The following is a 12,780-nucleotide window of genomic DNA, read 5'->3' on the forward strand; positions in this document are numbered from 1 at the left end:
GCAGAAAGAACTGTTTCTTCCTGCTTTAATATATGTAATTTGACCAATTATAATTGTCTTAATGTATCTACAAAGAATGCTTCTTTTGCTTTCATCTTTTTACAGAAGTCTGCATAAGAAGTGGACGTATGACAAATCTCAATACCTAATATATATAGTGATGCAGATGAGTCCTTCAACCGTGATTTTGGAATTTTCTGCTGTCTCTCAGACAAAGGAGCTATAAAAACTCCTTTCGAGGCCTGTAAGTTAGTGATGTATGTAATTAACTGATGAAGGTCATTGCGATTTACTTTTGAAACTTTTTCATAACTTTCAAGCTTCTTGTATTTTGCATCGAGAACAATATCATCTTTATAGAAATCTGGATAACGGATTCCACTATGATCTTCAAACAAATAGATGCCACCTTTATGTTTCTTGTTTTCTGGATGCTTGAAGCCCTCTTTTTGTAGAATGGTATACAGATACTCTTCCCAAAGCCAGGCTCCATCAAACAGAATACCGCAAATCTCCTCATCTGTTTCTCCGTACTTTACTTCTTCCATTCTTAGAATCTGTAAGCAAAGGCATTGCAGGGGCTGGTATTCCGTATAGTAAGGATGACTCTTATGTCTAAGGTTCTTACCAATAATTGCACCACGCTCATTTTTGTTATATGAAGGAGTTAGTGAAATTATAGATTTTACATTGTCTATAGTTTCCTGGTCTAAACCTAATACGGATTGACCATATCTCTTTGACTTCATAAACTCAATTGTATGACGGATTAACTCTGTCATGTCATTGTCATAGGTATATTCACGAGTGGAGTATGCCACATTTCCTGCAAACGGAATGTTTTGGGCAATATGGCGTCCCCAGTCAATCGTACCTTTTAATTTTGAGTCGTTATGTTTGAAGTTCTGATACTCTCTGTATATGCCCTGGCGCATTGCGTTCCTTAGCAAGTGAGGGAACATAAACATGATAAAGTCAAATACATCCTCTTTTTCGTTGTTGTGATTAAGGTCAAAGAGATTGAATGAAAAGACCTTTTGAAGCATGTAATGTAAGAGATAGTCGTCGCGTCCTTCGTCAAAGCGGGATTTGATTTTTATCTGCAGGTTTCCAACACCGATAAACCCCATCACATTTCCTGTGGTAATACGTACCTTTTCAGAGTCACTTGTATTTAGAATGGTCATAACTGAAGCTTCACCGACTTTGTCGTCTGAATCCTCTATACTAAAGGGAAATACTAGCAGATTTTCATTTTCATGACATAATTGAGCTATTGTCTTGTCGGCAATAGGGAATAAAGCTGAAACATCTTTGCGAAGAAATGTCCCAGCTTTCACCTGTCCAATATTATTGTCTGTTAAGTTAATTCTCATCGACTAATTCATTATCATTAATATTTGAGTTGCTTTCTTTGGTATCGAAGTAAGCATTTCTCAACTTTTCCATGATTTCGTCTGATTTGCGGAAACCACGTATATATTCTCTAAGCAATGGTTCGATATTCATATTCCATAGCTTTTCAAAGTTTCCACCATTATCACCCAACTTTAAGAAGTATGATGGGCCAACTTGGTAGGCTGGACCAAGCCCTTCAATCTTGGATATCTCATTATTCAATCTTACCATTACATTCTTTGCCTTAGTGGCACATTCGAGTGTGTCGAGCATAGATTGTGTGTCTTCAGGCTTTATTTCCTTCCATGTGAATCTGCGACGCATAGCAAAGTCCATGCTCTCGATACTACGGTCTATATCATTCATTGTACCAAGAATGAATACGTTTTCAGGAATATAAAATCCTTCAGCAAATACATCTGTTTTAGGGACAAGGTTCTGATATTGAGTCTTTACTCGTATATCTTTCTTGCCTCTATAACCAGGGTCAATGGCATAGAATAGTTCACCAAATATTTTTGATGCCTCTCCACGATTGATTTCATCAATGATAAAGACAAAATCTTTTTTGACTACGTTACTTGCTGTTAATATTGAAATGTTCTTTTGTTTGTACACTTCTTTAAGTACAGCCCAGTACGCATAAGCATGACAACTTCCGATAGCATTCTTTACAGCATCGCTAATGTTTGAAATATTGTCCAAAGCCTCTGTTGTAGTATATACTTTTGCAAGTTTTGCTAATCTGGCAAAAGAAACGGTATATGTACGATTACTACTAGTTCCAGGAGTTTTCAGTTCTATATTATTAAAGTCTGTAACCTTAACCACCTCCATGGATTTTCCGTTTGTTTTAAGCTTAAATTCATTCAAATCACCATTATTAATTTTATCAATAACTGTATTATATTTATCATTCAGTGATTTTTCTTCCGATAACTCAGTGAGAGTTTTTTTGCTGTCCTCCAAATTCTTGATAGCTTTTTTGCAAAACTCTTTAAAAATGCCATCTTTACGCTCAAATCCCATCTGTCCATCAGACATCATAATAGGTCGGAACCCTTCTACAAAATCTGTATAGTCATAAGAAGGATGAAACTGCACAAAGCACATTTCGTCCTTACCACATCCCATTTCTCTTGCTATGGTCTGAGCCATAAAGGTCTTACCGGTACCAGGAGCACCAGTCAGAACTAAGTTCTTGCTCTCTTTAAGCAAGTCAATATATTTTTGATACATCATAGTGCTGTCTATTTTTGTTTCAACAAGATCATTTTCATTATCTTCCTTATCAGTATCTGTATTTTTTAATAATGTCCTATTATAGTACCACAATACAGTTTGGGCTGTAAGTGGCATACTTTGAATACATCCATTATTCTTTATTTCGTCATTGATGGACAAAATCAATTCATTCTCTTTCTCAATCTCTGGAATAACGTATTGATCTAGTAATTCGTAAAAATGGACAAGCTTCAGACCAGCCTTTCGTGGCTTAACTTCTAAAAGCTTGCATAAATTTTTATATACGTCATTTTTATAAAAAGTATATTTCTGAGGATTATGGAATGCCAAGAAACAACTGATAAGTCGCTCATCGCACATTGCACTCGTATGATTGGTAAACTTTGCTTTGATCTTATCATCCCATAATGTTTTGCAGCTTTCAGTAAAGTTTTCTATTCTTTCTTGTAGAAGGATGTTTTCATCAAACAGTGCTCTAAAGAGTTTTCTATACTCTTCTGGTTCATATTTCACAAAATTTCTAATTGTGGTAATCTGTGAACTAAAACATAGATTCTTAAATTCTAGAGAATTAATCTCTTTAGAAAAATCTACAGCATTAGGGTCTGGGTGTCCATTTTGTTTGGACACCAATTCCCATTTATATAATTCTTCTAAATTAGAATCACCATTTAGCCCATATTGGATTTGGTGATTCTTGAATAATGTGACTATATCTCTTAAATTCATTTCGTATCTTCTATTGCTATATCAAATTTTATATCCTGGTTCCTGCAGATGTCTATTTCTGTATCGTAGGTGATAGTGGATAGATCGTACATCTTTCGCTCACCTGGAGCGTTGTAGATAAACCATCCGTTCATAAAACCTCCATCAGGATAGATACATAGTTTCTTTCCAGCACATTCAAATGTGAGGACACGCCAATGCGTTAGACTACGTCTTGGTGCTGATACGACAGGGGAGAGAGCACCTTTTATTCCATCCTCGTATTCCAATCCCTCAACCAATTCGTTTGCCAGGTTTTCAAGCCATGAGTCACGGTCTTCTGATGTAGGCTGATTGGCTCCAAGATTATCACGCTTTCCGTTGTCACTATTGTATCGCTCAACCAAGAACTCCAAGTTATAAGGAGAACCAATCTTCTTAATGAAGTACTTGATAGTTTGTGAACACAAGATGATAGACAGGATGCTCTTCATGTGCTCATCTTGATAAGACACATTTACTACAGATTCTCTGTTAGCCTGACAATGAGCTACAAATGCCTGAACAATCTGTGATGCTCTATTGTCGATGATACCGGCAAGCCCAGATGTCTTGATGATTGTTGGGTCACCATCCACGAGTTTGAATATCTTCGTTGTAGCATCCACAATATCCGTCTTTATAAACTTTGCCTTGCATGCGAAGTTATTGGTACGGATATAGTATATGGTACCATTTCCCCACTTGTCATTCATTGTGATATGGTTAGGGTTGTTTGTAAAATACAATCTGCCATCAATGTATGCCAACGGGTAAAGCCCATTCCCTGCAAATGGATTCTTTATTTCCATCACTTCGTTTGTCCATCCCTTAACAGAGCGGATCATGCTCATCGCCGGTGTAGGTATAGCTATATCCGTATTCTTAACTACACAGAAAGAAGTCTGCTGACCATGAGGAGCAAAATAGTTGAAGAACTGACCTTTCCAACAATGGTCTGTGCCTTCATATTCCCAGCTTGCATAGTCATCATCAACGAAAATGAACTTCTCGTTCTGTGACAATGCAAATGTACGTTCCATCTTGGCAAGAGATGTTTCTGTAGCACTTTCTCCGAATACGCTCGATACAGCATTTGGCAGAACTTTTCTTGCAGAGCGTTCCTCTTCTATCCATGCCTTTGCTGCATCTATATCGATATGATTGATATAGTGTAGTGTGAACTTGTCTATCAATGCCTCCTTGTTGCCTGAACGTATTGCAGCCTCAATGATTGTATAGGCACGTTCTATAGCCGACTTCATCAAGTCCATAGCAGCCAGCTGGTTAGAATAGCCGGAACCACCAGGATTAGCATCGAAAATGCAAATATGTCCATTAGGTGTAATGGTAAAGTCGAGGTCTGTACGCTCAACATTCAATTCCTCAGACAAGGCTCTTGCAAAGAGCAATCCAAGAGTGATGAGCAGATCTTCTTCTTCATTACGACTGTTAATCCAGTCTTTCTGGAAATGGCGTATTCTAATCTCTGTATAATCTGTTTGGATGGTATCTCCCAAAACTACGTTTCGCTTGATGTAATCAGTACTGCCACATCCCAAACACTTATTCGGTTTCGGACCTTTTTTCACGAGTGCAAAGTGATAATCTGGCTTATCCGTATCTTTTGATGCGATAGGATTCATTTCGTTTGGCAGCTTATCAGGGTCACTTGATGAGGCTGCAGGCCAGCTTTCAAGTACGGTCTTTCCGCATTTGGTACAATGACAATAGCCAAATCCTGTACCTTCATTATAATACAGTATCTGACCGTTGCCACTTTCTCTACTGCTACGGGTATCAAAAAGGTGTGGTTCAATACGATCCTGCTTCCATTCATCAGCTCCAATCAACTGAGCACTTACACGAGTATATACATTCTGGTCAAGAATTCGACTTGCCGATTCATTCATGTCTGGAATAAATTCTGCAGGTTGCAACAGGTCGAGTTCTGTACTTGCACTAACTCTCCATTTCTCTAAAGAGTCCAATTCCTCTTTTGTATCAATCACCACTTGTTCACGGTTGAAGTACAGCTTTTTGAACGTTACTTCTGGTTTGAAGAAGTTGGTGTATCTGATTCCACGTACGATTCTTACCATACCGTCTCTTGCAATAGGATTGCCCGGTGCATATTGAGACAATGCAGTACGAAGAGGGTATGATGGGTTCGATGGGGTAACCAATGTATATGATGTCTGTGATGAAGCATTTATATCAAACTCTACCACGTTCACTGGCATATTGGCATTTGGCGTAAAGCGATGAGTTGCCCAATATGAAATCAAACGGGAAGCTAATGGTTCAATGAACTTCATTTCAAAGAATGCCTGTTGTCTTGCACTCTTTGCCTTCTTGTATGGTTCTGCATAATCCTGAATGCGCAATTCCAGTTCAGAATAGCATTTCTCGTTCATTTCACGAGCTTTGGAAACGACATACTGAGGCGGACGGCTACTAAAGATAGTGCCGTCTAACAAAATTCGAATCTTTCTTCTCAAATCATCACTCAGCGACTCGCTGCATTTATTGTTGAATGCTTCATAAGGTGTACCAGTCTCGTCACCCAATCCATCCAATGGACTAATAGGAGCATTATCAGCCTTTTTCTTTACCTTAAAGTGGTTGCTCTCACCATCAGGAACTATCTGATAATTAGTATAGTAACTGATTACTTGCTCAGTGATACTGCCACCAGCCATTCCAAAAACGCCAAATTCTCTAATGAGGAAAGAGTTAATATGACGTTGAATCACCTGGGCACTATTCAGATCAACAGTAGGCGAGTTGACGTTGCGCATGATGACATTCTCCATAGGATTCAGCAATGTCCTTATACCTACAGCGTCAGATCCACACAGTGTAACACAGGCACTACGAACCTGGCCGCGTCGTCCACTACGACCGGCTCTCTGTTTATAGTTTGAAGGCATTGGTGGGACAGAAGTCATCATCACTAATTCCAAGTCACCGAGGTCAACACCCATCTCCATTGTTGTAGAACAAGCAAGGATGTTGAGTCTATGATCCTTGAAATCTTCTTGTACCTGACGACTAATCATCTTATCCACCTGTGCTGTATGCTCAGCCTGAATGAAGAGTTGAGGGAATTGATGAATTTGAAGGAGACGATCTGAGAACGAACCGTTTTCTCCCCATAAATCATTATTCCAGAGAATCTTTCGATTATCTTTAGCCCATTCTTCTATCACCTCATCAGCAGGATTTGGATTCATGCTATGGTTATGATAAGGGTAGGGAACCCATTTTTCATGAAGCTCTTCTTTCAAAGCTACTGGTTCGCCGCCGATGACGTATGGTGAATAACCATGGAAGGTAATCTCTACGGGACGCAGACATTCTACATGATGTCTGCTACCAGACTGGTTTGTGTCACACAAATATACATCATCATAGAGTTTGAAACCAAGTTTGGCAAGATTGAGTCGATAAGGAGTAAAATGAACTCCATCTTTTACCTCGTCTTTGTCTTTAACTTGTTTGTGTAACTCCGTGTCATAATGCTTACCATGTTCCAGTAATTCGTATTTTAACGTCAGCTCATTCCACATGCAGTCTATAACATCCTGAATGTCTTGCTTATAACTGTTGATAGCATTCACTATTGAAATATGCTTCTCATTTGCAATCAGTTTTGCTAACAATCTGATGATACGAGATGGATTAGCTGCCTTGTCTCTGATGACTGGTTTGTGGACAGGACGACGCATTTCTTTTTTGGTGGCAAATCTTACCGTTTGGAATATGTCAACAGAGTCCTGGTCATCCATTGTCAAGAATACACACTCACTCTGACGAGCAGTATAGTCCAGGAATAACTGCATTAAGGCGTGCCAATCCTTTTTAGAAATCTGATTTTCAGGTGATAGCTTACCATTGAATTCCTCTACAGCATCAGGCAACTTTGAAGTCAATGCTGGTTGTAAGTCGTCATAGTAAGAGGCGAACAAACCCATTGTTTCTGGAGTTGCTGCAGACAAAGGTCTGTGAGACAGATATTCCACCATGAGGGATAGAATATATTTACGTTTCGTCTCTGGTTTTATATTGCCATCTTCATCAAGTTCTGGGCTCAGTTCAGAGCGTTCGGCAAACTGCTGACAGAAAATATCTGCCAGCCTATCATTGATAAGCACATCTAAAATGTCCTGCCATGACAAGAACTGATTAGGCTTCAGCTCATTGAGCAGTGCCTGAATAGCTTTTTCATCGCTACCTTCAAGAATGTCCAGTTTCTCTTCTGCATCCTTGTGCTGAGGGTCTTTTCTACCTGTAGTATCGTAAATATTTTCGAAGTGCTTAATAGCCTCTTCCATTGTCATACTGCCAGCAGTAGCCATTCTGCATAACTCATGGTACAAAGTGCCATAGACCCACAGACGTTCTTCTTCCAAGTTCTGCTTAATGGTACTACGAGCTGCCATCTGGCGACTATCTACAAAACTGATATATTGCTGCCCTTTATGCAGATATATCTTAGATTCATCCTTTGGCTTTCCTTCTGTCATCAAGTCGAGAGTAGAAGGAGCTATCAATCTGGAGATAAAATCTGGAGCAACACGGAACTTCTGAAGTTTCTTAGCATCTTCTTCATCAGTTTGTATCACATCGGCATTGTCTTCGTCCTGCTTTGCCTGTTTTGTCAGCTTCGTACCACAATAAGGGCATTGGCAATGAGCATTGGCTATGATTCTCCAACCTTTTGGTGCCGGATTGCTTGCTGTAACATTTAGCAGTCTGTTACCCTTGATAATATAAGGTATATTGTTGTCATATTCTGCATTCTCACTTTTTGTAGTACCAAATACGTAGAGAGTTTTACCTGTATCTTCTGTATTGACAAGATCGAACATGTCGCTATCATCCATAGTAATAGGTTGATAGCCAATGCCGTCATCATACTTCACTTCTTCTGCAATGGCAACATACTCACCGCAATGCTTACAACGGCTCATTTCCAATAAGGGTGCATCGTCTTTGCTCCTCTGTCCCGATTTGTTTTCCAAATAGACACGGAAACTACCATCCTCGGTATAGTGTGAGTCTGCAAGGTCAACATACAGGCCATGGTTTGGTACACGGTAGAAGTAATGTACTTTCACACGTAAGTCTTCCAGACCCATATCTTCTGCTTTTTGGCACATTTCGTCCAGTCGCACCAGCTTCTCCTCGATAGTCTCACCTTCCGTTATCAAGTCATCGAGTTTGCTATATCCGTCATGATTATCGTTGATAAGCTTAAGCCAATACTCTTTGTCCTCTTCAGGAATGACATCGATGCCTTTACGCTTACCATCCACATATTTCACCTGGTTAGTCTGCAATCCGGTAATTCCGGCAATGAAATCCTTCAGTTCTTCCTTGGCATTCTCACTACCATTGCCGATGGTAGCGGATGACGTTGCAAAGCGTACCTCGTCAGTAGTCACACCATAGGCCATGAGCACACGTCTGATCAGCATGGCAATCTCAGCGGCTCCAGCACCAGTATAGGTATGAGTCTCATCCAAAGCAATCCATCTCAGTGTGCCTTCGCCTTCCTCTTCCTGCTTTTCATGAATCAGCTTTCTATCCTTATCACGCAGCAAGATATACTCCAGCATGGTTGGGTTTGTCAACAGTATGTTGGCTGGGTGTTGACGCAATTCGGCACGAGTGGCTATGACATGAGGGTATTTTTCTTCAATGACATTTCCAGCTTCATCCCTGGTTATACCACGGATGGCATCAATCTTACGGAGAACTTTTTTGTAGTTCTTATCCTCTTCATTAGGCAGAAACTCTGGCATATCACCATTGTAAACAGCAAAAGTGAGATTTGTTCCTGCCAGCAGTTTTTCCATACGTGCCTTCTGATCCTCCATCAGTGCATTGAGAGGGTAGAGGAAGATGGCCTGTACCTGTTCAGGTATATGATGTTCTATCAGATCCTGTACAAGAGGGAGCATGAAACACTCAGTCTTACCCGAACCAGTTCCTGTTGTTACAACGATACTCATATTTTTGCCGTCAGGAGTCTTCTCCTTCAGCAAAGTTTTCCAGCACTGATACTGGTGCTCATAAGGTGGATAGTAAGAATCTGCATTAGGCATACATTTCTGCCAGAGTGTACCCACCATTTCTTTAGCCTCGGCTTCGTGTTCAGGATAAACAGTCTCGTAGCTGTTCATGCATTGTACCAATGGCATGGCATCCTTAGGAGCGAATACCTCAGGGATTATCATCTTCAACTGATTGATATATCCCTTTTGGCTTTTGTTCCTTGCTTCACCGCACCACATGGCTGCAAGAGTTTTCTCTACTGCTGTGCGGTTATTCTTATATAGTTCTGCAAATCTGAATTTTTGCTTCATATCTCGATATTCTAATTTTCATTTGAAACTATAGCGTGATTCATCTCGCTGAATTTATATCTGCACTCATCAAAGTCTATCAGAAACTCTTTCAAGTTTTCATATTTTCCCAAAGCATCTGGGTTATCTTGTATGAGTTTGAGAGCTTTATCTGCATCTTCCTCTATCTTTGGCCAGACATCAAAAGACCAGTATCTTTTAAGAAACTCTTTCAGACAACTCTCCTCTCGTTCATCCGAACATTTTGGCGTCTTCAGAAAGAATTCAGTTACAGCTTCCTTCATCTTGCTTACCTCGTCAGCATCTTCTGCCAAATCTTCAATCTGGCTGATCCACGCTTCTCTTGGTAAAAGCATCCAGTCGAAGTGGAACTCTACGGCAAACTGATACAGATTTTCAATGTCTGTATCGGTTAGCTGATAACCACGCTTCTTGACAAGAGGAAGAAATATATCTCCAATTTGTCTGCCTGCTTTCACCACTTTTATGAGTGGATTGAAGAGAAAGAAGTATGTCTTATGCTCAGCCACGATTTCAAAGCAATATAATGCATCGACTACTATCTGCGATTTCTTACCTCCCCAACCAGACTTTACCTTTTTTATATAAGGTAAGGCATAATGCCGTGGAAACGAATTGAATTTCATGCTTTGGAATACAATGCCGTCACCTGATAGTTCGTTGCTGTTAGCTACAGCCACTGGATCCGTCTTGTAGTTCCATGCATATAAATCTTTCGGTGCATCCATAGCCTTCGATATATATACTTTCAGATAATCCAGAGGAAACTCTTCTGTAAGTTCATCTACCGGCATTTCCAGTTTGTAGTTATCTACAGAAAGGTTAGGGTCATTGAAGGTAGGGAAACCATAGAACATTCTACTGTTCTTTTTGATTTGATATTCCTTCACGCCATTTTCTGAGAAATCTCTTATAGAGAATTGGTTGCAGTTGATGAGAGGAATGTGTATATCCTCTTCTTTGCCAGCGTAACTCACAATATGACTTTTCCTATTGCTATCCTTCTGCGATAGTTCACGCATAATGATAGGACGATATACGTCCACCAATATTTGTGCCTGGTCATTTCCTATTTTCAGCTGTTTGGTATCAGGCTCACGCACACCCAGCAACTTTTCAAAGTTATCTTGTATGTCATCTACTCCTTCCAAAGCTGTACAGATACGCATGTGCTCGAAATCTCGCCAGATTGGTTGCTGTCCGGCAGAGACAGGAGTGAAAGGTACATAATACACGTGCGGTTTGAATACGATGCCTTTTACCGTCACTCTTAGGCGAATTGCACCTTGCTCTGGTTCTTCTTCGTTCCAATCCACATAGCGTGATCCTTTCAGCCATTCCAGATCATAGTCAGTTACAGGTTCGCCTTCCTTTGAAGCACCTGTAGCATAATGTCGTACTTCCAGACCACTGCGTCCGAAAAGAACAGGGAGATTATCTTCCTGCATTTCTTCGTCATCGTAGTCTGTATCGATATACTTGTAGAGCACAAAGACATTATCCTTATACTTGATGGTCTTCAGATATTTCTTTGTAACAACCTGGTATAGTCCATTACGGTTGAAGAAGGGTGGTAATATCTCCTTGCCATCCGGACCAACCAGTATCACCTTATCATTGATAGGACACCAGCAATAGTCAGTACCGCATTTTTCTCCATTTCTATAATGTGCATACACCACTGGCAACTCTCTGTAAGGTTCTGCAAGATGATATGCCGAAGAGAATATCACGGCTGTTGCAGCCTGTGCATTCTTTCTCGTGCTGAACTTGTTGCTTGTCTTAGGCAGGGCATACACCTGCATATAGTCTGCCACATGCAGTTCCTGCACAACTCTTGTCACGGCAATACTTGTGCCGTCAGCCTGATTTTCGTCGTACTTCATCACCATCTCAACCTTGTCGAAATGGCATACAGGAATATCGGTATAGGTATTCTCGTCGATTTTGTTTACCGATAAGAAGCCGGTCTTTTCACTTCCTGTATTATCATATTTAAACAGAGGTTCCTCCGTTTTATCTAATTTCTGTACATAGCGACCATTATCCTTGAATCGCAGATAAAAGCGTATTCTACCCACTTCCTCAGGATGTTCGATTCCCCATTCCGGTTTCTGCAGTCTGTCGTAGCCTATGTATTGTTTTTTACCTCCACCAATCTCTTCAGGTTTCAGTTTCACTCTCAGGTGGCGAACCATCTGGTTTCTGCTTGCAGTATAGGCAATCACCCATTCAAAGTCAAATTTATTTTTCTTTGCCACCTCGTCAGCTTCCAGAATCTTGTGGAGTAACTGCGGTATGCAGGTTTCTTCACGATTCATGTCTTCCTTAGCAAAAGGAGCCTCTTTTTCCTTGCTGAGAATACAGTCTAGGTATTCATAGAGACTATGCTTGCGTGCTATTGACTCTTGGAAGGCAACAGCACGGTTACGGTCTTTCAAATCATCCAGTTCTATTTCTTCACCATGGAATATCTTGCAAAGCTGGGGTAGGAGCGCATCATTCTTATCTCGTTTAAGCTCTGCTTGTACAGCCAGTCCACCCAATACCTGCAATGATTCCAGCCATCGGTAAGAGGTCTTGTCCGGATTAGTTGATGCGTTATAAACGAAGGTATTAGCATCAATCTTTGCCAGTTGGTACAACATCTTCAATTCATCGGTGGTAAGGGTTATCACCTTGTTGTCGTCCATGGTGTCTGCACCCTTATAAAAACGTTTGTACCACTCTGCCAGATACATCACTAATATAACGGCGAAATCCTCACTTAGCAGATGATGATAATCATTGCTATGTGAGGAGATGCTATTTGCTATAGCCGTTTCAAGGATATAGAACTGCTCTAAAGAGAGTCTGAGCTCCCAGACGTAGGGGCGACCTACGTCTATTTGCTTCCTAAGTTGCTCTTGACACTTAGGTAGGCATGCCAGCAGTTTTTTATCCTCTTCTGTATAGGGAGTTGTTGCCATAATCCTTACCTATTTTGTTTGACACT

At 40.4% G+C, this 12,780-nt stretch carries 4 protein-coding genes; all 4 read right to left on the reverse strand.

Translation table 11 applies throughout. The features are described 5' to 3' along the window. Positions 1-47 precede the first annotated feature (47 nt). From C9991_RS10205 to C9991_RS10220, 4 genes are read right to left on the reverse strand one after another with little or no spacing between them, the layout of a single operon-like run. The gene (locus C9991_RS10205; protein WP_106812414.1) at positions 48-1,376 is read right to left on the reverse strand and encodes an McrC family protein; all 1,329 of its coding nucleotides are present in this window, start codon (positions 1,374-1,376) and stop codon (positions 48-50) included. Continuing rightward, complete coding sequence (locus C9991_RS10210; protein ID WP_106812415.1) at positions 1,366-3,372, reverse strand: McrB family protein; 2,007 nt, start codon at positions 3,370-3,372, stop codon at positions 1,366-1,368. Before C9991_RS10210 ends, C9991_RS10205 begins: the two co-directional genes overlap by 11 nt. Further along, positions 3,369-9,764 carry a DEAD/DEAH box helicase gene (locus C9991_RS10215; RefSeq protein WP_106812416.1) on the reverse strand — a complete coding sequence of 2,132 codons (6,396 nt, stop codon included), beginning with the start codon at positions 9,762-9,764 and terminating at the stop codon, positions 3,369-3,371. The genes C9991_RS10210 and C9991_RS10215 overlap by 4 nt, the downstream gene beginning before the upstream one ends. A gap of 11 nt (positions 9,765-9,775) precedes the next feature. After that, the gene (locus tag C9991_RS10220) at positions 9,776-12,754 is read right to left on the reverse strand and encodes a hypothetical protein (RefSeq protein ID WP_157949441.1); all 2,979 of its coding nucleotides are present in this window, start codon (positions 12,752-12,754) and stop codon (positions 9,776-9,778) included. Positions 12,755-12,780: the final 26 nt, after the last annotated feature.

Origin of the sequence: Prevotella merdae (assembly GCF_900290275.1) — a bacterium.
GTDB classification, from domain to species: domain Bacteria; phylum Bacteroidota; class Bacteroidia; order Bacteroidales; family Bacteroidaceae; genus Prevotella; species Prevotella merdae.

Excerpts from the sequence above, each read along its gene's own strand:
- C9991_RS10210 (WP_106812415.1), bottom strand. The coding sequence starts at position 3,372 with ATGAATTTAAGAGATATAGTCACATTATTCAAGAATCACCAAATCCAA.
- C9991_RS10220 (WP_157949441.1), bottom strand. The coding sequence starts at position 12,754 with ATGGCAACAACTCCCTATACAGAAGAGGATAAAAAACTGCTGGCATGC.
- C9991_RS10205 (WP_106812414.1), bottom strand. The coding sequence starts at position 1,376 with ATGAGAATTAACTTAACAGACAATAATATTGGACAGGTGAAAGCTGGG.
- C9991_RS10215 (WP_106812416.1), bottom strand. The coding sequence starts at position 9,764 with ATGAAGCAAAAATTCAGATTTGCAGAACTATATAAGAATAACCGCACA.